This window comes from Pinibacter soli, from assembly GCF_029961145.1.
GTDB lineage: Bacteria > Bacteroidota > Bacteroidia > Chitinophagales > Chitinophagaceae > Pinibacter > Pinibacter soli.
The window spans coordinates 94,243-116,733 of the sequence record NZ_JASBRG010000004.1 but is presented as its reverse complement, the minus strand read 5'-3'; the positions used below and the strand labels follow the sequence as shown (position 1 = coordinate 116,733).

Sequence of the window (22,491 nt, the reverse complement as noted above, 5' to 3'; positions counted from 1 at the left end):
TTTTATTAAGTTTATGTAGCCATCAGCCAAATACAATCCCAAAATTTCCTCATTGCTTGTTATAAATTCAAAAAAATAAACCAACCTTATTATGAAAGTTAAAGACAAATTACTTGAGTATTTAGATGAATGCAGAGTGAAACCGGGGAAAGAAGTGAATCTGAAAAAATACAAAACAGATTTTGAGCACGAGGATCTTTCAAAAGAAGAGGGAGCCGAGTTGCTTGAGTTTGGCATACAAAAACTGGCGGAGATGCAGGATAAATTGTATGCCCATAACAAGTATAGCGTACTAATTATTTTCCAGGCGATGGATGCAGCAGGAAAAGATGGCGCGATTAAACACGTGATGAGTGGCCTGAATCCACAGGGTGTTCAGGTGACAAGTTTTAAAGCACCTACCAGTCATGAGCTTGAGCACGATTATTTATGGCGCCATTATATTGCATTGCCTCCGAGGGGGGAGATTGGAATTTTCAACCGCTCGCATTACGAAAACGTACTGGTAACAAGGGTGCATCCTGAATATCTATTGGGTGAAAGATTACCGGAAGTTAAAAGTGAAAAAGACATTGACCAGTCTTTTTGGGACAAACGTTTTGAACAGATCAATTGCTTTGAAAAAACACTTGCCGATAATGGAACTGTTATTTTGAAATTCTTTTTACACCTATCCAAAAAAGAACAAAAGAAGCGCTTTCTTGAACGCATTGACAATCCGGAAAAAAACTGGAAATTTTCAAGTGCCGACCTTAAGGAGCGTGCATACTGGAAAGACTATCGCAAAGCCTACGAAGATGCTATTTCCAATACATCAAAGGATTATGCACCGTGGTTTGTTGTTCCGGCAGACGACAAATGGTTTGCCCGCTTAGTCATTGCCGCCGCTATTTACTATGAGTTCCAAAAACTGGATATCAGCTATCCAATCGTCAGCGCCGCGCAAAAAGACGACCTGATGAAAGCGAAAGATATGTTGATGAAGGAAGGAGAGGAGAATGGAGATGGAAGCAGTTAGAAATTAGAAATTAGGAATTAAGAATTAAGAATTAAGAATTAAGAATGCTTTGTGTACTGCATATTTTACTTTCTTCACACTGGTTTCATGCTTAAGAGTAATAAGGCATAACTACCGATAAAGAATTCTTAATTCTTAATTTGACATAAAAAAACTCCGCTATAACAGCGGAGTTTTTCTTTTTATCGAGAAATAACTTTCTACTACCAAAATATAGTGTACAACGCAGCAAGGATACCGCAGATGATCAATGAACCAACTGCAAAGCCCGTAGTGGTTTTGAACATAGACTTGTCCACTTCCAACCCGTGAGGTTTAGCACCTTTGCGGCTTTCGATCATACTGATCACATACATCACCAGGATACAGATAACGAATACAAGACCCATTCTGTCAAGGAACGGAATTTCGTAAACACCTTTGTCGTTTGCTTTTGCAAAACCAATCGGAGCAAGGAACGAAAGATCCATGATGCCCGGAAGGAATTTGAAGATCAATGACATTACGAAGCCACCAACTGTTGCGAACAATGCCGCATTAGAGGTTGTCTTCTTCCAGAAGAAACCAAGAATGAACATGGCAAAGATACCCGGAGATACGAAGCCGGTATATTCCTGGATATATTGGAAACCTCCTTTTTTATCGATACCCATCATCGGCGCAATGATCAATGCAAGGATCATCGCAACGACAACCGTGATTCTACCAACGACAACCATTTTCTTTTCATCAGCTTCCGGATGAAGTTTCTTTTTGTAGATATCCAGTGTGAAGATAGTTGCAATACTGTTTGCTTTACCTGCAAGAGAAGCTACAACGGCAGCAGCAAGCGCTGCAAATGCCAAACCTTTCAAGCCGGCGGGCAATAAATCTAACAATACAGGGTATGCTCTGTCCGGATTTAATTCTCCGTTTTGCAACATCTCTGTTTGGAAGCCACCTTCTTTGTGCAATATGAACGCTGCTATACCTGGCAACACAACGATGATAGGCATCAACAGTTTCAGGAATGCTGCGAAGAGGATACCACCACGTGCGGTTTTCAGATCAGCACCCAAAGCACGTTGTGTGATGTACTGATTACAACCCCAATAATTCAGGTTCACGATCCACATACCGCCCAACAACACCGTTAAACCCGGAAGATCCATGTAGTTAGGATCGTCACGTTTAATGATCATGTGGAAGTGTTCGTCTGCTTTTTGTGTTAATATTTTAAAACCGTTTACCACACCGCTTGAACCAAAGTGCTCCGCAACAAGACCCAATGCAAGATAAGTTGTTACCAAACCACCCAGGATCAGGAAGAATACCTGTATAACGTCGGTATAACCGATTACCTTCATGCCCCCAAGTGTAATGAATACAGAGAATACCGCCAGTACAAGCATACAAACCGTTAGGTTGATACCGGAGATACTGTTCAGTGCCAGCGCACCAAGGAATAGGATAGATGTAAGGTTTACAAGCACGTACAACAACAACCAGAACACAGCCATGATCATACTTACTGTGCTGTTATACCGCTCGTTCAAAAACTGCGGCATCGTGAAAATTTTGTTCTTCAGATAAACCGGGATAAAGAACACCGCTACGATTACAAGTGTAAGCGCGGCCATCCATTCGTAAGTAGAGATCGCAAGGCCTATTTTAAAGCCCGATCCACTCATACCAATGAATTGTTCAGCGGAAATGTTTGAAGCGATCAGGGAGGCACCAATTGCCCACCAGGTTAAGGAACCTTCTGCAAGGAAGAAGTCCTTTGTGTTCATTGTAGCTTTTTTCTTTCTGCGGTAGATCCAGTATCCGTACGAAGCCACTATTACAAAGTAGATCGCAAATACTGCATAGTCAATTGCGTGGAGGTTGTTCTTCATGAGCGAGTAAACGTTAGTTGTATTAGTTAAAGTAAATGTTTATAGGCTTTTAAAAAATTTAGTGAAAGTAAAATATTTATCGATTGCATTGAATGTGATCAAGGCTTTTTTTTGACAATATTGAACTTTCTTTTATTTCTATTGGTTGTTGTGCAAATATTCGAAAAAAACATTCAATTGAGCAAACGATTACGCAATTTTGCTATTATACCAGGCTTTTGCGGAAAAAGCCTGTCGGAACAAGTGTTTCAAACGTTTTTTCATAACTGTGATTCTTTTAAGGATTTGTGCAACAAGATGCAACATTATGCAACAAAAAACAGCTGTTTCGTTTGATCACCATATATCAAAACAAAACAGCTGCATCTATATGGCACATCGCGACACTAAAATAATGAATTAGTGTTAATGTGACATTTATTTTTGAAAGAAAATGTGCTAATTTGAAAATTTGAGAATTTGAAAATTAGTTAGTGCATCGCTCGTGACAAATTATCGTCAGCCTAAAAAGATCGTGGCGATAAGAAGAAACTATGTTTGACCTAAAGCATTTTCAAATTTTCAAATCCTCAAATTTTCAAATTATTCAGGCTTACTTTAACTTATGCGGATTGGGAATAAAGTTGAGGAAGGCATCGAACTTTGTTTTGTATTTCCTTTTATCCAGTTTAAAATAAAATGCGCCGCGTTTGGAGCTTTCCTTCTCTTTTTCTTTTTGTTTTACAAGTAAACCTGTAGATAATACTTTCCTGCTGAAATTTCTTTTGTCGAACGTAGCATCATAAACACCTTCATACAATACTTGTAATTGTGGCAATGTGAATTTTTCCGGCAGTAGCTCAAACAAGATAGGGTGGAGGGCGGCTTTATAACGAAGCTTTTCCTTGGCCATTTCTACCATTTCAGTATGGTCGAAAATGAGTTTTGGAACCTTATTCAACTGGAACCATTCAGCATGATAATCTTTGCTGATCTGGTGTTTGTATTGATTGATATCGATCAATGCGAAATAGGTGATGGAAGCGGTCCTTTCAATTGGGTCGCGGACTGGGTCACTGAAGGCATAAAGCTGTTCCATGTACACATTTTCCAAACCCGTAAGCTTGTGTAACACACGTCCCGCGGCTATTTCAAAGCTTTCTTCTTTTTCAACGAAACCACCCATGAGGCTCCATTTGCCTTTTTCCGGTTCGAAACCTCTTTGGATTAGCAGTAGTTTCAATTGTTGACCATCGAAGCCGAAAATGATACAGTCTACTGCAACAAGAAATCGTTTTTGGTGTGAATAACCTGTCATAAATGTGTTGTGTTATAAAGGCGTCTTGCTAAACCAATGGAAATGTGAAAGTAACAAAATTTTTTCCTGTGCAAGAAGAAATTTAGTGTACGATTGACGGTTAATCAATCTGAAAATTGAGGATGTGAAAATTTGAAAATGGATGGATGTTGTGGCAATGCTGTTGGGATCGCTCTGCTATGCAACCAGCGAAGAACTTTGTAATCCAGGTAGTTTTAAGTATCCTGTTTTGCAGGGCGACCGGGTTTAATTGGCTCGATGCACCGCTCATTTTCAAATTGTCAAATCTTCAAATTTTCAAATTATTCCTCCGTACCTTGCGCCCCAGTTAAAAATAAACATGAACATGAGCAACGATTTTTCTGTGTTGGAAACGCTGGTAAAGGATAGGAGAACAGTGAAGACACAACAAATGAATGGAAAGAAGATTTCCGACGCCCAAATAGTACAGTTATTGGAATTGGCCGATTGGGCTCCTACACACGCGAACACAGAGCCATGGCGCTTTATCGTATATGGAGGAGATGATGCACAGGCTTTTTGTAAACAACATGCTGAATTGTACAAACAAATAACGCCTGCTGAAAATTATTTGCAGGGTACCTACGATAAGTTTGCAACAATGGGAGATTTCGCTTCCCATATTATAGTGGCGGCGATGAAACGTGCACCTACTGCAAAAATTCCAGTGATGGAAGAAATAGCCGCAACGGCATGTGCCATTCAAAATATTTTACTCGGTGCTGAGGCGCTTGGCATCGCTACCTTCTGGAGCACTGGAGGCATGACGCTGAAAGAACCATTCAAACCTTTTCTGGACCTGAACCCCGAAGATGTGGTAATGGGTATCATTTACCTTGGTTACAGTGACGTTGAGCCTAAAGGCAGAAGGTTGGTTCCATTAGAAGAAAAAATCAGATGGAACGGCGGCCCTTTAAATAAATTTTAATTTCCCTGTAGAGACGCATGAAAATGCATCTCTCTGGCACAAACGCGATGTTTGAACGACAAAGTTTGGACATCGCGTTTTTTTCTAACACTGTGAATGTGTAACAAAGATGCGTTCAACGCGTCTCTACGGGCACCCTGTTATTTTTTACAATTCCTCCAACAACCTTGTCTTCTTTGGCGGCAATAAAAAATCCTTCGGATGTCTGAAAAAGTAGTGCCGCAAAATGCTAAGGAATTCGGGATAATCTTTAAGCTGGATGCCACGTGATCTCACCGCGACAAAAAAAGCAAGAGAAAAGCTCACAAGAAAATTTATAAAACCAATCAGCAACACACCACCCACGACAGTAAGTAGATAAGCCAGCGGAACGTTACGATCAAGGCCGTAATAACCAATGGCTGTATTGCCCGCAGAAATAGTGATGTGCCTTATATCGAACGGAATGCCAAATATCTTTCCTAACGGTGCCGCCCAACCTAAAAGAAATCCTAGTGAAATACTTCCTGCGAGCGTGCCGGAGTTTTTATTTATAAATTTGGCGAGTCTATCGAGTTTTTTTTCCGACATTGTATTCACGAAAATAGGATGGTTTTTAAGTCTTTCTGCAATGTTTCCATACACCACGTGGTTTTCTACATAACCAGCGATAATACCGCTTAAAAACAGAAAGAAGCCTGTAACGCACGCCCACAATATAGACATACTTTGCCACGGATGTTGGTCTGCAAGTAACTTTTGCGCAGCTTCTCCGGATGCAATTTTAAAACCAAATGAAAGGTTGAATAACCACGCCAACAAATAAGTAAAAGGAAATACCACCAGCAAATTTCCTGCAAAGGAAGCGATCTGACTACGCGAAACTTTTGCCACTGTCAAGGCAAGATTTCGAAGATCCGGACGCGACTGGCTTTTTTTTACATCCAGCGAACTGGCAACTGCAGACGCCGTGTAAGCTGGTTGCTTTGTTGCAAGTGTTGCATCTGACTGATCCATCAACACAAAACATGTCGCATAATTCGTTCCGTAGCTCATGCCTTGCCAGAAGTAAGGCAAGTGTATAAGACTGAGCAAATTTTTGATAATGGCGCCAAATGATATAATGAAGCCACCGGCCATTGAACTGTTGAAAAGATATCGAAAGTCGGAAGGGCTGTTCGTAATATATTTTTGCCCCTTCTTTCCTTTATGTTCAGCAATTTGATAAGCCACCAAACCAAGGTTCATTGAAAGGAATTCACGAAGACTGGTCTTCGTATTCTCATTTTTTACAACAGTTTTAAAATATTCAATGAACCCGTCTGCGTGAAAAAGCTCATCCGCATCAAGCACGTCAATGATCACATGCATGCGCTCTATCTGTTGTTGCATGCGCACTGTTACAAATGTCTGCGCAAGACTGGTGCCGTATTCCAACTGTTGTCGCCTTATCCATTGCAAGCTCTGTGTACAGTTGAAAAGATTTTCCTGTATGTTGGCAAACAGTAATTTTTTTTCACGAACGCTTAAATTGTTTTGCTGCACCATGTACTCATTCACCAGTCTGTTTTGTTCGATAAAAGGCTGAATAGCATCTTGTACATTGCTATAGCGACCGGTTATTTCTTTCTCCATTCCCAGCGTGGCAACTTTGTAAGAAAGCATTTGCAGCGATTCTCCCAATTGCCGGATAATGCCCGGATCGGTAATATTTACTTGTATACCGAGTAATTCAAAAAATTGTCGCCAAAGATCCCGGTCAATATTTTGTACCCAGATGTGATCCTTTTTCAAATAAAAAACGCGTTCGATAACGTAGCGAAAATCTTTTGGGTGCGGAAGAGGAGGAAGAATTTTATGCTTCAGTTTGCTGATGAGTTCCTGCACAAATCCACGTGAACTTGTAATACCGCTTTCCGTGATTGTTGGTATCAGATCCGTATTTTGAAACTGCGATAGTAATGTTCTGCGAAGGGCAAATAAGGCAATGCTTTCTTCCCGCAATTTCGCCAGAACCTCCGCAAATTTTCTCTCCGCTTCTTTAGTGTTTTTGTAGTTTTTGGGGCGTATATTTTTTACAAGGTCAACCACATACTGCAGACCGCTTTTTCCCGTGTATAGTGGAAGGACAATTGCTTTATCTTTTTTCTCTGTAGTAATATCCTGCTTTTTATTTTTCTCAAAAACTTTCATAGGCAGATATCAGATTGTTTTGATTTTTGAAAGATATCGATCACAGGCCGCAATGTAAATAATAAGGTGGGTTGCAATATACGCAATATAGGAGATACGCCTCAATGCCATGAAAACTAATCCTTTGTGAAAGTTGTGCAGTGTTGAAAGTAGTTTATAATTTTGGCAAAAATATTCTGTATGAATTTTTACCTTAATGATGACACCAGCACACGTGTAGAGGAAGATCTAGATATACTCACGGCAGTCGATGAGCCATGCCAGCTTATTGTATGGAACGATGAAGTGAACACGTTTGAATGGGTGATTGAAACGCTTGTGGATGTATGCGGACATTCTGTAGAGCAGGCAGAACAATGTGCCATGATCATTCATGTAAAAGGTAAATATGCTGTGAAGAAGGGTGAATATGAAACCTTGAAGCCACTGTGCGACGCGATCACAGATAGAGGTATTGGTGCGACGGTGGAGGAAACGGTACGGTAATTGAAAATTGAAAGTGCGTAGGGCCGAATTGCATTCGCCTTGTTGACAACCAAATAAATCTCACAAGCAACCGAAAACAAAATATCAATCATACCACCATAAAAAATCTCAAATCTCAAATATCCCATCTCAAATTATCCTATGCCAATATTCGCCTTAGATAAACAAATCGTCTTTCCTCCAGTTGAAGAATCTGAGCCGGATGGTTTGCTGGCGATTGGCGGCGATCTGTCTGTAGAGCGATTGCTCACGGCATACAGGCAAGGCATTTTTCCCTGGTACGAAGGTGAATATCCATTGTGGTGGTGCCCAGATCCAAGATTCGTTTTATTTCCCGGTAAACTTAAAATTTCTAAAAGTATGGAAGCGCTTTTTAAAAAAGAGGCTTTCACGTTCACTATCAATAAGGCATTTGACCAGGTGATCCGCCATTGCAAAAGCATTTCCCGCAAGGGCCAAAATGGTACATGGATTACAAACGAGGTTGAACTTGCTTATAATCAGCTACACGAACTCGGGTATGCCCATAGTGCCGAAGTCTGGAGCGATGGCGAACTGGTGGGAGGGTTGTACGGCATACGGATGGGTAAGGTTTTCTTTGGTGAAAGCATGTTCAGTAAAATGAGCAACGCCTCAAAATATGCTTTTATCAGCTATGTGGAAGAATTGAAAAAAGAAGGTGTTCAACTAATCGACTGCCAGGTGCATACATCGCATTTGGAGAGTCTTGGGGCAGAGATGATTCCCCGTAAAAGATTTACACATTTGCTGAAAGAATTGATATAAAACGAGTTGTTTGTTGATAGTGTTTGGTTATTAGATTTTCTTTGAAAATAAAGCCAGGTTCCAGTCAGTCAGGGCTTTGTCTCCAATTTCAACCAATAACCAACAACTACAGATTCTCTTGACAACCGTCAACTGGCAACCCTACCGCAATCATAAAAAAGCAGCATTCCGCTTCGTTACTTTGTCTTGTCTACTAAACGCGTAGAATTACGATATCTTATAAAAAACTTTGTAAAACGTTGAATAATATAGATTGACATTTTGTTGTTTTAAAAACTTTCGTACTTTTATACCGGAATTCTACATCAGATTGTCACTCCCTTTAATTTAACTATACTTCGCATCTTTTATCCCATGGAAGCTACGTTTTAGTCTGTTTTATTTTATTTTCTAAACTTTTAAAAGCTCCCATTATGAAAAGAAATTTCCACATTCATCTTAACGGAATCACTATTGCTTTAATCGTTATTGCTTTGTATGCGTCTCTTACTTTGATCACTTACTTAGCTTGGCGCAGTCAATAGTAGATAGCACTGTTATCTTCATATTTTTACTAGGGTACGCCGGCCGGCAGCAAGCTCCCCGGAGTTCTAAACAAGATTTACATCACCTGTGAGAGTGTAAATTCCAGAATATTATTAAGGATTGTTGCCGGTCATACCCCTTTGTGAATTGAAAATGGAAAGTTGAAAATGAAAGGCATTGCCTTTATGTAATCATTTTCAATTTTCCACTTTCAATTTTCAATTAGAAAAGTATTTTCCTCTCCGGATATTTCTCTGCGTATTGATAAATCAAGCCGCGGATGTAATCGTTGTCGGGGTGAGGGGTCATACGCTCCTTTAGTTGCTCCAGTGTAATGTCTTCACCGAATTCTCCCTTGGGCGCAATGCCGCTGAATTTACCTTTATTCATGAGCAGGATAGAAGAGTGGTTGTAAGTGCCGTCAAATATGGCAAAAGTGGGCAATTGCTCATGCAGTGCAGTGATAGCTTTCAGCACTTTGTCGTTGTGCAATGACGCATCCTCCACGATGTCAGCATAGTCATTTATAACGCCAAAGCACAAACGCTCATTGAGCTCAAATTCTTCTGCCATTTTTCTTAACAGAGTTTGTCCTTCGTGCAATAAATTAAAAGTATACAACGGATTGAGGTGTTGTTTCTTTTTTTCTATTGCAAAACGCACGTAGCCTTTTCGATCTTCATAAGTGTACAAACCGTATGATTGATGAAAACCTTTCTGGCTGCGGTTAAACTCGGGCCATAGTTTTCTTATTTCAATACTTTCAAGAATCAGCGCAACCAGTTCGCTCGAACATTCTTTATGAGTAATGCTGTAAACTTTTCGTAAAAGATCCTGTTTACGTTTACCGCCATCATTGTTAGAAAAATGACTCTTTACACGCTTCTGCAAATTGGTGGCCTTACCCACGTAAATGATCTTTCCTTTTGAATCATGAAAGTAATAGACACCAGGCATCATCGGCAATTGCTCGATGTAATAAGCAGGTAAATGCGTTGGCAAATACTGTTCTTTGTTTTTGCCTTTCAGCATTTTGGCAACGTGCCCTTCAGAGTCGCCAGCAAGAATTTTTTCAAACAGCAAGGCGGTCGCGGCTGCATCTCCATAAGCTCTGTGCCTGCCTTCGATCGAGATGCTTATTGAGCGGCAAAGATTGCCAAGGCTGTAACTTGGCAGCCCCGGCATTACTTTGCGGGCCATGCGGACAGTGCATAGCTTTTTTACGTTAAGTTCATATCCGCAAGCCTGTAATTGATGCTTGATAAAAGAATAATCGAAGTTGACATTGTGAGCAACAAAAATGCGATTGGAGAGTAGATTGAAAACATTTTCGGCAACATCTTCAAAGGTTGGCGCATCGGCTACCATAAAATTATCGATGCCGGTAAGCACGGTGATGAAATGCGGGATCCGTTGGTTGGGATTGATCAGTGTTTGAAACTTTCCTTCCACTTCCATTCCGTTGTGCAGTATAATGGCAATTTCTGTAATGCCATTTCCGTTTGCAAACCCTCCAGTTGTTTCTATATCTACTATCGCATACATGACTGAAAACATTCTCACTTTTAATGATTTTTTCTTGCAAAAAATCATCCACTAATTTAATTTATGGTATCAAAATGATGTAGGCGAAGTTAAAAAATTGTTTTGACTTAAATTTCAAATCCATGGTAACGAATGCGAAGTAGAGGCGTTGAACGCGTCTCCCGTTAATTTCGTACGATTGACAAAAAATGTAGCAACATTCTGATACAAAAAGAGACGCATTCAATGCGTCTCTACCGGGATTCGAAATTATTTGTAACAGCAATCTGACGACAGGTTCTTAGTGAAAGTAAATGTCTTTAGTACCTTAGTGGTAAATAGTTATGAGTTATGGGTTATGAGTTTTGAGTAGGAAGTGGTAAGTTATAAGTTTCGGGTTCTCTTACTCATAACTCACTACTCAAAACTCACAACTTTCCGCCCTCGATTCCTTTGATATAAACGTCCTGTTTCGGATATGGAATCTCGATGCCCGCTTTGGCAAATTGTTCAAAAATTTCAATCATAATATTGCTGCGCAAAGTGCCGGCATCAGAAAGATCGTAGGACCAGAAATTAATCTTAAAATCTACGGAGCTGTTGCCAAAATTATTCAGCAGCACCGATGCTCCGGGCGATTGCATGACCTTGCTGTTGTTTTTCAAAACGTGTTCAATTATTTCTTTTGCTTTACGTACATCAGATTCGTAGGCAATTCCCACAACGATTTCCATGCGTTTGTTCCGGTTGTGAAGCGTCCAATTGATAAGGTGTTTTGAAAGCATGTCACCGTTGGGAACAATAATATCCGCTCCATCGGCGTTGCTGATTTTGCTGGAACGAACACCTATTTCTTTTACCGTTCCTGCACGTCCGTCAATCTCAATATAATCGCCCACCTGGATCGGTCTTTCAAATGCAAGAATAATACCTGATACAAGATTGTTTACAATGTTTTGCAAACCAAAACCTATACCAACGCCCAATGCACCAATCATGATGGAAATTTTATCAAGTGGAATACCTGCGGCAGCGATAGCGATCATGAAGCCAAGCGCCCAAATAGCAAGTCTTACAAGCAGCATTACAGAACCAATGTTGCTTCTTTTGTTGGTGTTATCATTGATCTTACTGCCGAAAAAGAAATTGATGAATTGCGAAATGATAGAAGACATCCAAATAACAAATACAAAAATGGCAATGCTCATAAAACTGAATTGCATATTGCCAATAGATCGTTGTTTATTAAAGAACCAATCAAGAAATTTGAAAACCGAATCATACATAGTGAGGCTTTTCGTGAAAGCAATCAAAAACAAAATCCCAGTGATGATCCAAAGTGCTCTTCTCAATTTAGTTTTTAATTCATCATACACCAGGAACTCCGAAAACCTGCTTTCACGCAATGATTTGGACTGCAGATATACTGCTTCCAAAATAATGGTACTAAATGCTTTTAAAGTAAAGGTGAAAATAAAACTTTGAACAGCAGTGATACCGAATATTTTCGCAAGCGTGACTCGTCCTGTAACATTGAATATTATTGATAGTGCGGCAAACGAAAGCGTAAGAATTGTAATTGATTTTTTTACGGGAGATTCATCCAGTTTTACAAACATGTCTCCTTTGTCACGCAGCATTTTTACGCATGTTAATACAGCTGCAGCACTTCCGATAAGCAGCCAGAAACGCTCTCCAAATGCAGATTCCAAGAAAAGATCATCAAACGCAAAAAGCAACCACAGTGCTGACATGATGATCCAGTTTGTTTTTGCCGAAGGCGTAAAGAATGGCATCAGCAGATAAGTTATCAAAAGCAATCTGATCACTTCATTTACGTGCATGTACACCATTGGAGGATTGGGATACATGAAGGGGCCTACACATAAAAAAGCAGTGAGGCAGGATATGATAACCGAGTGATTCAGGAAATGTAATGGCCCCAGTATTTTATCGGCATCAGCGTATTTTTTTACGCGCCTGTAATTTATCCAGCACCAGCTGAGAAATGCAAACAGTACAAGCAGGTTAATGCTGCGTGTGTCCCAGCTTCCAGCTGTATAAATATTGAAAACACGGATGGATCTTGTAAATGTGCTGGAGATAACATCCCACAGTGATTGTTTGTAATCAGATGGTCTTATGCCATACAACGGTTCTTCTTCCTTTCCCCACATGGCGGTTTTAAATGCTGTTGTGCGGAAATTGAGGTCAGACATCATATCGCTTATCAACAAACTACTGATCGAAACCTTGTTCTTCATCAAGTTGATGCGAGTAATAGCTTGCTGTTGTACTGAGTCAAGACTGCGTGCTTTCCGCAACACATTTTGAACCTGTCTGCTTAGTGAGGTATCCGGGATGTTTAATTTTAAAGTACCATCATTAACGATCTTTTTCACCTCCTGGTTACTTTTAACGATCTGGTCGGAGTAGTCACTCAGGCTTTTTTGCCAGTCTGACAACTGTGAACCTTTTTCCTGCAACATGATTGTAAAAGTGTTGAGATTGCGAAGATTCATCTCCGCGTCGTTTTTATCGAGCCGGTTTTTGAAAAACGTAAGGCTTTTTTCTACAGAAGGGATACCTGCCGCAATTTTTGTGGTATCCATTCTCCGTTTGAAATAGTTGGATGATCTTGATATGGTGAACGTGTATGTTTCAATCTTGCTGGCGATTTTTGAAACAGCCGTATCTGCCTGCTGTTTAAGTGCTATAGAATCGCGAATCTGTGCTTTGCGAATAGAGTCTTCCGGAGAAAGGTTGTGTTGTGCGAAACTCTTTTGCAGAGTAATGCACAATAAAATAAAAATAATAAGCGGTTTATTGTACCTCAGTTTTTTCATGTAGGATTCTTGTTGTGATTGCAAACTTAATTTGAAAATTTGAAAATGGAATGCGGATTTTCATGATTGTCATGATTTTATAAGATGTTTTGATTAACAACATTTAGATATTATTTTGGTTTATCAAATAGAAAAATCATAACAAATCATGAAGATCTTGAAAATCTATGTTCCGCTCGTCATCGCCCTCTCAGCATGTAAAGCCAGGCATTCCGATGATTCATATTTCTTCGTGCAGATGTCAGATCCGCAATTTGGTTTTTATACGGACAATAAATCGTTTGACATAGAGACGGCTCATTTTGAAAAAGCCATTCAAAAAGCCAATCGCCTGCATCCAGCATTTGTAATTGTTACAGGAGACCTGGTACATAAAACATTTGATGCCGCTCAAATTAATGAATACAAAAGAATCGCCGGACAGCTTGATTCCGATATTCCGCTGTACAATGTGCCCGGCAATCACGATGTAGGCAATGAGCCCACTCCGCAAGATGTTGATGCATACAATGCTGCTTTTGGTTCGGACTACTATACATTTCATTGTGGCAATATGTTGGGAATTGTATTGAACTCAAACTTTCTCCACAGTCCCGAAAAGGCAATGGATAAGGCAAAGGCACAGGAAGAGTGGTTGATCAGAACATTGGATTCTGCTTCCAATAATTCATACAAAAACAAAGTTGTGTTCATGCATCACCCGTTATTTATTGAACGGCCGGAAGAGGGCGATGGCTATTTTAATATTCCAACGGTGACAAGAAAAAAATATCTTGATCTTTTCAAAGCACATGGCATCAAATACATTTTTGCAGGACACTTGCACCGCAACTTTTTTGGTCGCAGCGATAGCCTTGAAATGACAACAACAGGTCCTGTTGGAAAGCCGCTGGGTCAGGACTCATCGGGACTGCGCATCGTGCAAGTGAATGGCGGAATAATTACAAGTAAATACTATGTTCTTGATTCCATACCGCAGAAGCCATAATTTGAAAATTTGAAAATGTTTGGCGCTGCATCCAAATTTTAGGTGTTACACCAAACATTTTCACATCAGCATATTCTCAAATTTTCAAATTGGTTCTCCTATTTTCAAATTCCCATATTTTCAAATTCTCAAATTAACCACCTATTTTGCACCACAAACAACCCGGTGCATGCATACATTTGAAACATTGAGTAAGCTTTTTATCAACAGATTTGATACGAAACATTTTACGGGAAAGCCTGTGACATTGTATGAGCCGGCTGATTATTTTTTGTCATTAGGGGGAAAACGCATTCGGCCGGTAATGTGTTTGATGGCGAATGAGCTATTTGATGATATTATAGAAGATACCTGGAATGTGGCGACTGCTATTGAGTTGTTTCACAACTTTACACTTATTCACGACGATATAATGGACAAAGCGCCGCTGCGTCGTGGGCTTACAACGGTTCATATCAAGTACGGCGAACCAACTGCTTTGCTTGCTGGTGATGTGATGCTGGTGACAGCCTATGACTACCTCAACAGAATGAAAAGCGGCCATCTTCAAAAAGTAATACATCTCTTCAATAAAACAGCGAAAGAGGTATGTGAAGGGCAGCAGCTTGACATGGATTTTGAGCAAGACATGCATGTAAAAATGGATGAGTACCTGCACATGATCGAACTCAAAACATCTGTTTTACTTGCCGCAAGTTTGAAGCTGGGCGCCATTCTCGGCGGCGCTGGTGATGGCAACCAGTACCACATGTATGAATTCGGCAGAAACCTTGGCATCAGCTTCCAGATACAGGATGACTACCTGGATGCATTTGGCGATCCTGCAAAAGTGGGCAAGCAGGCTGGGGGAGATATTAAAGTGAATAAGAAAACCTTCTTAATGATCAAAGCGCTGGAAAGCTGTGATAACGGCCAGCTGGAGCAGCTTACAAAACTCATGAAAGAAAATCCTGCCGATAAAGTTGAGAGAGTACTGGAGATTTTCAGAGCCATCGGCGTTGACAAATGGGCGATTTCATTAAAGGAGCAGTACATGCAAAAGGCATTTCAGCACCTTGAAGAAATAGCGGTATTAAACGTCAGGAAGGAACCACTGAGGCAATTGACTTACGCTTTGATGCAGAGGGAGTATTAATTTAGAAGTGAGAGAGAAAACGCCCGCCTGAATGACGAAGTCGGGCAGGCAGATTTTAAGATTGTCATGATTTGTTATGATTTTTTTGAAAAAGACTTTCTCAATCATAATAAATCATGAGGATCATGACAATCTACGTTCCTTCATGTAAGGGAATAAAAAAACGCCAGAACACTTTTTTAGTATTCTGGCGTTTTTGTGGGTGGGAGTTGACGGGCTCGAACCGCCGACCCTCTGCTTGTAAGGCAGATGCTCTGAACCAACTGAGCTAAACTCCCTTCTTGTAAGGCTATGTAGAGAAAATTAGAATAAAAAAACCGAAACTCATAATTAAGAATTTCGGCTTTTTAGTGGGAGTTGACGGGCTCGAACCGCCGACCCTCTGCTTGTAAGGCAGATGCTCTGAACCAACTGAGCTAAACTCCCATTTTTGTATTTGCGTTTGCCGTTTTTCGTTGTTGGGAGTGCAAAGATAAGGGTGAAATTCTTTCTGCAAAATTTTTATCCTGATTTTTTAAAAAGAATTTCACCTTTTTATTTTCTTAATGTGTTGAAGCGAAACTACATACACCTGAAATCTTTCTCCACTAAATAACCCATGCTGCACACAAACAATTTTCACATACTCACATCCTCAAATTATTTCTTCTTCTTCTTTTTGTCTTTGACAGGCGCCGTAGCTTTTGCAGACGGTTTAGAAGTTTTCTTTTTCTCTTTTTTCGGTTTGATTACCTCGCTTTCGCCTTCTTCAGGTTTTGCTCCACTGGTGAGCACCCATTCATAATCAAGCTGACGTTTGGCGAGATTTGCTGAAATAACTTTTATGCGTACTTTATCACCCATGCGGAATGCACGGCCGCTGCGTCTTCCCACGAGCGCATAATCGCCTTCCATGTGGCGGAAATCATCGTAATCGAGCAGGCTGTTGATGCTTACAAGACCTTCGCATTTATGCTCCACAGTTTCCACCCAAAAACCAAAACTTGCTACGCCGCTAATCACGCCGTCAAATTCATCGCCCAGGTAGTTTTGCATGTACTCGACCTGTTTGTATTTATTAGCTGCACGTTCTGCTTCCATGGCTGCACGTTCGCGTTCACTGCAGTGCTTGCATTTTTCTTCCATTTCTTTGTCGGGCTTCACGGCATTGTCAAGCACTTCCTGCAATACACGGTGAACCATCACATCCGGGTAACGGCGGATGGGAGAAGTGAAATGCGCATAATGCGTAAATCCTAAGCCATAGTGACCAATATTATCCGAGGTGTAAACGGCCTTCGCCATCGTACGGATTCCCAGTTGTTCCAGCACGTGTTGCTCAGGTTTACCCTGTACATCTTTAAGCATGGTGTTGAAGGATTCCGCAATGCCCTCCGGCGTTTTAGTATCGAACTTGTGACCAAATTTTTTCGCAAATTCTACAAATGGCAACAGTTTTTCTTCATCCGGAGTGGCGTGTACACGATAGGGGAAAGGAACAGGTTTTTTAGCAACCTTGACTTTCGAAACACTTTCTGCCACCACTTTATTTGCGAGCAACATCAACTCTTCAATCAACTGATGGGCCTCTTTGCTTTCTTTTATTACAATGCCGATTGGCTTGCCTTTGTCATCCAGTTTAAAGCGCACTTCCTGTGAGGAAAAATTGATCGCACCTTTCTTGAAACGCTGTTTACGCAAGCGTTGAGAAATATTGTTTAAAATGAGCACTTCATCTTTATATAATCCATCTCCTTTCTCAATCACTTCCTGCACTTCTTCGTACGTAAAGCGGTGATTGGAGTGGATAACGGTGCGGCCCAGCCAGAAATCCTTCACTTCAGCTTTTGGCGTTATCTCGAACACCGCTGAGAAGGTGAACTTATCTTCTTTCGGACGCAAAGAGCACAACTCATTTGAAATGCGTTCCGGCAACATCGGATTTACTCTATCCGGCAAATACACAGACGTTGCACGCTGATAAGCTTCTTTATCCAAAGCGGTATCTGGCGTTACATAATAACTCACATCTGCAATGTGAACGCCTATTTCATAATGTCCGTTTTTCAAAACACGGAAAGAAATGGCATCATCAAAATCTTTTGCGTCTGCCGGATCTATTGTAATGGTAAATACGTTGCGAAAGTCCTTGCGTTTTTTGATCTCCGCTTTTGGAAGTGCATCGGGAATGCGTGCTGTTTCTTCCTGTATCTCTTCGCTAAAGCCAATGGGGAAGCCATTTTCAAGGATGATCTCGCGCATTGCAAATTCATTCTCGTCGCTGGCATCCATGATCTTGAGCACCTCTCCGGTCGGTTTTTTATTCTTTTCCCAGCCGGTAATGCGAACGGTCACTTTGTCCTCATTCTTCGCGTTGTTCAGTTTATCCAACGGAATGTAAATATCCGGCATTGGTTTTTGCGACTCCGCTATAAAGAAGGCGAAATTTTTGTTCAGATCTATTTTGCCGACAAATTCTGTTTGTTTTCTTTCCACCACTTCGGTAATCACGCCGGTCGCTCTTCCAGTTCTGTGTGGATCGCTGGTAATCTTCACCAGTACCGTGTCGCCGTGCAATGCAGTATTAAAATCGTTCGGCCTAACCAGTATGTCATTGTCAAGTTGCGGTACAATAATAAATCCCACGCCTGACCTTGTAATATCAAGCACACCTTTGTACTGACGGGTATCGGACGAAGGCTTTTTCTTCTTTGTTTTTGAGTTTTTTCTACTCATGTAATGGTTTGTTAAGATGGATGGTGCGGGAATTGTGTACGAAGTACGATGTGCGGTGTACGAATTTCGTTATGGTACATCTTACGCCTCACTCTTATTTCTCATCCCTTTAATAAATGTAATAATTAAATCATTGAAATCATTGCCTTCGTTAAATAGAAATTGCATTTCTATCGGTATAACGTAAAAGGGAAGGCTTTTCAACTGGTCGTCGAACTTGGCGAGGCGAACGGCATCTTTTTCCGTGGTCAGAATAATTTTACGATCGGCATTGAGAGCGGAGAATTTTTTTTGTATCTCCTTCAGGTCGTCAATGGTAAAAATATAGTGATCGTTATAAGCTTGTTCCGTATAGGATCTTGTTTGTTCGGCCAACAGTTTTTTTAATGGTTTTGGGTTGGCGATGCCCGTTACCAACAGCGCTTCTGTTTCTTCGTTTAATTCAAAAGGTGTTTTTTCTGTTATGTGATACAATGAACCGTAGCGTATGGTAGAAAAGAAAATCTTTTGGTCTTTCGAAGGTGCCAGTTCTTTTATGATCTCGTTTTTCTTTTCAACAGAAAGATCAGCGGGGCATTTGGTAACAATAATGACCTCTGCACGTTTCACACTGCTTTTTACATCCCTCAAATCGCCTGAGGGCAAATACCAGTCACGCGTATATAGATTGCTGCAATCTGTCAGCACAATATTAAAACCGGCTTTAACGGCGCGGTGCTGGAAAGCATCATCCAGAATGATCAGGTCTGTCGCCGGTTTGTCGTGCAATAACTGTGGAATAGCAACAATTCTTTCTTCACCCACAGCCACTGCAACATCCGGAAATTTCAAGTGAAACTGCATGGGTTCATCGCCAATATCAAGAGCGGTAGTTGACGCGTTTGCCAATGCATATCCTTTGGTTTTTCTTTTATAACCGCGGCTTAAAGTTGCTACCTGGAAATCATTTCTAAGCAGCTTCGCCAAATATTCCACCATCGGTGATTTGCCCGTTCCTCCCACAGCAATATTACCGACACAGATCAGTGGAAGGTTAAACGATGCAGATTTCAGAATGCCTTTATCATAAAGCTTATTGCGCAGCCAAACAACGAGAACATAAACCAATGAAACGGGAAACAATAAAATTCGTATGGTCTTTAAAAGAGGGATGTTAAAATTCATACGTTTGGTTCGGTGTGATACATATGTTTAAAGGTACATCAAATTCATCAACATCGGCAATGCTTTCGATCGGGTCGAAATAGGAGATGCCAATTTTCAATACATCGGGACGGCACATGGCGAGAAACTTGTCGTAGTAACCCTTGCCGTAACCCACTCTGTAGCCGTTAGAGTCAAATGCAAGTAAAGGTGTAAGCACCATATCGATAGCCTCGGGTACAATGATCGTACCATCAACAGGCTCCGCAATATTGTATTTGTTGAGTTGATAATTGGTGTCATCATCCACAACCACTGCTTCCATGTTGCCCTGCTTAATAACGGGGTAGGCTAGTTGCATGCCCGGCATACGGAAAGCCATGAAATCGGTGAAAATATGTGTATTCAGCTCTGCCATTGTTTGCAGCGGCCAGTAACTCATCACCACATGTACATTGTCAAACCACAGTTGTTGAAAATTGATAAGGAGCAGGTCGTCAAGTTTCAACCTGTCGCGCTCTGGAAGTTCGAGCCGTTTTTGTTTGTATATGGTTCTTATTTCTTTTTTAGTCATAAAGCATTTTGTAGCGCTGAGCGCAAAATTACAGCTTGCTGCTGAACAAAAGCTTTATCCGGATTTTCTGTAAACGGAACGCTGCCCAGCGATGGATAACCGCTCCACCTCGCAATTTCATTTTCGTAGTGCATGTATTGGTCGTTAAAAATCCAACCTGCAACATCCAGATTTCTTGCCTTGCAAGCTTCAGCCGTCAAAATAGAATGGTTGATACTTCCAAGATAGTTGCGGCTCACCAAAACGACTTTGGCTCTCAGCTTTGCGATCAGATCGATTACAAACTCATCTTCATTCAGCGGAACGAAAATGCCGCCGGCGCCTTCTATCACCACATACTCATTTGTTGCAGGGAGAGCCTTATATGCCTCTGCAATAACATCCAGGCTTATGCGCACATTTTCCTCCTTCGCGGCAATATGCGGTGAAGCTGGCAATGCAAGTTTGTATTCTTCTTTGTGAAATATCGTTTTGCTATTGGAAATTCTTTCCTGTATCCAGCCTGTATCTGTACCATCATCAAATCCCGCCTGCACAGGCTTCCAGTAATCCGCCTGCAGCGCTTCTGTAACAATCGCTGATACAAGTGTTTTGCCAATGCCGGTGCCGATGCCGCTGATGAATACAGGGTGCATTATGGTCGAATATTAGTGAGTAATAGTTGAGAACGTAAGGGACGGAATTAATAATTAATAATTAAGAATTAATACGGGGTTAGCCTGAAGACAGCGTTCATTCATTAATAGACGAACATTTTTGAAGATACATTCTTAAATGCGTCTTGCCCTATTAATTATTCTTTATTAATTATTAATTACCCCTATCTATTTATAAAAAACGAAAACAACGTCGTTCCATAGCTTCTTTCTGAAACGAAAAGATCGAAGCCTTTTTCGTAGTTGTTCCGGGGCGTATGTTCAAGAACGAACCAGCCGTTTTCTTTCAGTAATTTCCTGGAAGCGATTATACGCGGAAGGTCATCGATTGTTTCAAGCGCATAGGGCGGGCCCGCGAAAATGAAATCGAATTGATCGTTGCACTGTTCGAGGAACTTGAAGACATCCATTTTCACTACTTTGAAATTCTTTATTTCAAGCGATTCGCTGTTCTTTTTGATAAACTCGTACATCGCTGGATCTTTTTCTACAATTGTAAGATCTGTCGCGCCACGCGATGCCAGCTCATAGCTGATGCTTCCCGTTCCCCCGAAAATGTCAAGCGTTTTAAAGCCTTCGAGTTCGAGGTTATTCTGGATAATATTGAACAGGCCTTCCTTCGCGATATCCGTAGTGGGCCTTGTGTGCGGCATTTTTGCGGGTGGATTTACGCGCCTGCCACCCAGGCTTCCTCCTATGATACGCATGTGGCCAGTTTGAGAATGGGTGAAAAAAAGTGCTTTGGATAGCCCTGCAACAGAACGCCTTCTTTAATATAGTCCGGATGACTTTCGAAGTCAATTCTCGAAAAATATTTCAGCAGCTCCGTATACATCGCCGAGTCTTCGTCAATCATTCCTGATATTTCGAGCGGAGTTGATAATTGCTCAAGATTGAACTGATTGTAAATGTTCAGCAGCCAATAGGCAACATCTTCTGATGTCTGATAGCCAAATTGCTGCATTAATTGCAATTTGTTGTTTTTAACAACAATTGCGAGGATATTTTTTCTGTAAAATGAAACCACCACTTTATCACTTTCAACGCCGGCATTTTTATACAAATGATCCAGCAGAAGCGTGTAGTAATGGTGCTGTGTATTTGTTGGAAATTTTTTCGACAATGCCTGGTGAATGTCTTTCGGTATGCGATAAATGTTGTGCGCATGCAAATCATTCACTCTTTCATTAAGTACAACACCTTTTACAAGATCGCCATGGATAACTTCCAGCAATTGCTTGTTTATTTGCTCGTGAAAATATTTTTCAGGAACCAGTTGGTTGGACGAAAAATTATAGATGATATGGCAGTTGGAAAAATTTTTGCCCAGCAAATCATCGCTTGCAAGAATTTCTTCCAGTGTTTCGGAAAGGTCGGCCGGATTGTTGTTGTCAATCTGGTAATACCTTAGTTTCTGTAACGATCTGTCGGACTGCATGATCATGTAATTAAGCGCAGTTGCGCCCACTTCGAGTACAAGCAATGGCCGGGAACCAATATTAATTTCCGAATAACCTCCTATGTCCAGCGTGATTTTATACATAAAATAGAACTGTTTGCAATAATACTATATTTCGGGGAAACAAGACATGGCAAACACATCTAAATACATTTCACGCAAAGGCGCAAAGATGCAAAGAAACAAAGGTTCTAAGATATAAGTATTGTGTGGTACAAACTTCGTCATTCTGGCAACATTTATAATCTTGCACATGGATTGAAAGCTGAATAACTTTTGACGAAAGATCTGTCAAACAACAACAAATGCCTTTGCTCCTTGGCTCCTTTGCAGCTTTGCGT

17 protein-coding genes and 2 tRNA genes are annotated in these 22,491 nt (G+C 40.8%); 6 read left to right on the top strand and 13 right to left on the bottom strand.

Annotation, left to right across the window (positions count from 1 at the left end; translation table 11 throughout):
* Positions 1-91 precede the first annotated feature (91 nt).
* Positions 92-1,018, top strand: a complete 927-nt coding sequence (locus tag QJ048_RS07360) for a polyphosphate kinase 2 family protein (protein ID WP_282333698.1) — start codon at positions 92-94, stop codon at positions 1,016-1,018.
* Positions 1,019-1,221: 203 nt separating this feature from the next.
* Here the strand turns inward: QJ048_RS07360 and QJ048_RS07355 are convergent, their stop codons facing one another.
* Together QJ048_RS07355 and QJ048_RS07350 are read right to left on the bottom strand one after the other, a co-directional pair.
* Positions 1,222-2,895: a sodium:solute symporter family transporter gene (locus tag QJ048_RS07355; protein WP_282333697.1), complete on the bottom strand. Its 1,674-nt coding sequence runs from the start codon at positions 2,893-2,895 to the stop codon at positions 1,222-1,224.
* A 592-nt stretch (positions 2,896-3,487) separates the two neighbouring features.
* On the bottom strand, positions 3,488-4,192 hold the full coding sequence (locus QJ048_RS07350; protein WP_282333696.1) for an NUDIX hydrolase: 705 nt from the start codon (positions 4,190-4,192) through the stop codon (positions 3,488-3,490).
* A gap of 346 nt (positions 4,193-4,538) precedes the next feature.
* Between QJ048_RS07350 and QJ048_RS07345 the strand changes: the two genes are divergently transcribed.
* On the top strand, positions 4,539-5,141 hold the full coding sequence (locus QJ048_RS07345) for a nitroreductase family protein (protein WP_282333695.1): 603 nt from the start codon (positions 4,539-4,541) through the stop codon (positions 5,139-5,141).
* Positions 5,142-5,288: 147 nt separating this feature from the next.
* Here QJ048_RS07345 and QJ048_RS07340 read toward each other — a convergent pair whose 3' ends face one another.
* The gene (locus tag QJ048_RS07340) at positions 5,289-7,313 is read right to left on the bottom strand and encodes a hypothetical protein (protein WP_282333694.1); all 2,025 of its coding nucleotides are present in this window, start codon (positions 7,311-7,313) and stop codon (positions 5,289-5,291) included.
* A 180-nt stretch (positions 7,314-7,493) separates the two neighbouring features.
* Between QJ048_RS07340 and QJ048_RS07335 the strand changes: the two genes are divergently transcribed.
* Together QJ048_RS07335 and aat are read left to right on the top strand one after the other, a co-directional pair.
* Positions 7,494-7,799, top strand: a complete 306-nt coding sequence (locus QJ048_RS07335) for an ATP-dependent Clp protease adaptor ClpS (protein WP_282333693.1) — start codon at positions 7,494-7,496, stop codon at positions 7,797-7,799.
* Between the two features lie 141 nt (positions 7,800-7,940).
* Complete coding sequence (gene aat, locus QJ048_RS07330) at positions 7,941-8,585, top strand: leucyl/phenylalanyl-tRNA--protein transferase (RefSeq protein WP_282333692.1); 645 nt, start codon at positions 7,941-7,943, stop codon at positions 8,583-8,585.
* A gap of 747 nt (positions 8,586-9,332) precedes the next feature.
* On the opposite strand, the gene QJ048_RS07325 is transcribed toward aat, so the two are convergent.
* Positions 9,333-10,667 carry an exonuclease domain-containing protein gene (locus tag QJ048_RS07325; RefSeq protein WP_282333708.1) on the bottom strand — a complete coding sequence of 445 codons (1,335 nt, stop codon included), beginning with the start codon at positions 10,665-10,667 and terminating at the stop codon, positions 9,333-9,335.
* Positions 10,668-11,062: 395 nt separating this feature from the next.
* Positions 11,063-13,480, bottom strand: coding sequence for a mechanosensitive ion channel family protein (locus tag QJ048_RS07320; RefSeq protein ID WP_282333691.1), 2,418 nt, complete (start codon positions 13,478-13,480; stop codon positions 11,063-11,065).
* A 148-nt stretch (positions 13,481-13,628) separates the two neighbouring features.
* Here QJ048_RS07320 and QJ048_RS07315 point away from each other — a divergent pair, with 148 nt between their 5' ends.
* The gene (locus QJ048_RS07315; protein WP_282333690.1) at positions 13,629-14,468 is read left to right on the top strand and encodes a metallophosphoesterase; all 840 of its coding nucleotides are present in this window, start codon (positions 13,629-13,631) and stop codon (positions 14,466-14,468) included.
* A 169-nt stretch (positions 14,469-14,637) separates the two neighbouring features.
* On the top strand, positions 14,638-15,603 hold the full coding sequence (locus tag QJ048_RS07310) for a polyprenyl synthetase family protein (RefSeq protein WP_282333689.1): 966 nt from the start codon (positions 14,638-14,640) through the stop codon (positions 15,601-15,603).
* 203 nt (positions 15,604-15,806) lie between these two features.
* On the opposite strand, the gene QJ048_RS07305 is transcribed toward QJ048_RS07310, so the two are convergent.
* The 8 genes from QJ048_RS07305 to QJ048_RS07270 form a co-directional block, all read right to left on the bottom strand.
* Positions 15,807-15,881, bottom strand: a tRNA-Val gene (locus QJ048_RS07305).
* 73 nt (positions 15,882-15,954) lie between these two features.
* Positions 15,955-16,029, bottom strand: a tRNA-Val gene (locus QJ048_RS07300).
* 213 nt (positions 16,030-16,242) lie between these two features.
* Positions 16,243-18,318 (bottom strand): ribonuclease R, encoded by a 2,076-nt coding sequence (rnr, locus tag QJ048_RS07295; protein WP_282333688.1) that lies wholly within the window; start codon positions 18,316-18,318, stop codon positions 16,243-16,245.
* A gap of 81 nt (positions 18,319-18,399) precedes the next feature.
* Positions 18,400-19,482 carry a tetraacyldisaccharide 4'-kinase gene (gene lpxK, locus QJ048_RS07290; protein ID WP_282333687.1) on the bottom strand — a complete coding sequence of 361 codons (1,083 nt, stop codon included), beginning with the start codon at positions 19,480-19,482 and terminating at the stop codon, positions 18,400-18,402.
* Positions 19,472-20,035 (bottom strand): 5-formyltetrahydrofolate cyclo-ligase, encoded by a 564-nt coding sequence (locus QJ048_RS07285; protein ID WP_282333686.1) that lies wholly within the window; start codon positions 20,033-20,035, stop codon positions 19,472-19,474. Before QJ048_RS07285 ends, lpxK begins: the two co-directional genes overlap by 11 nt.
* Positions 20,032-20,670, bottom strand: a complete 639-nt coding sequence (gene bioD / locus QJ048_RS07280) for a dethiobiotin synthase (RefSeq protein ID WP_282333685.1) — start codon at positions 20,668-20,670, stop codon at positions 20,032-20,034. The genes QJ048_RS07285 and bioD overlap by 4 nt, the downstream gene beginning before the upstream one ends.
* A 185-nt stretch (positions 20,671-20,855) precedes the next feature.
* Positions 20,856-21,398, bottom strand: a complete 543-nt coding sequence (locus QJ048_RS07275) for an RsmD family RNA methyltransferase (protein WP_282333684.1) — start codon at positions 21,396-21,398, stop codon at positions 20,856-20,858.
* Complete coding sequence (locus QJ048_RS07270) at positions 21,386-22,234, bottom strand: DUF3822 family protein (RefSeq protein WP_282333683.1); 849 nt, start codon at positions 22,232-22,234, stop codon at positions 21,386-21,388. The genes QJ048_RS07275 and QJ048_RS07270 overlap by 13 nt, the downstream gene beginning before the upstream one ends.
* Positions 22,235-22,491: the final 257 nt, after the last annotated feature.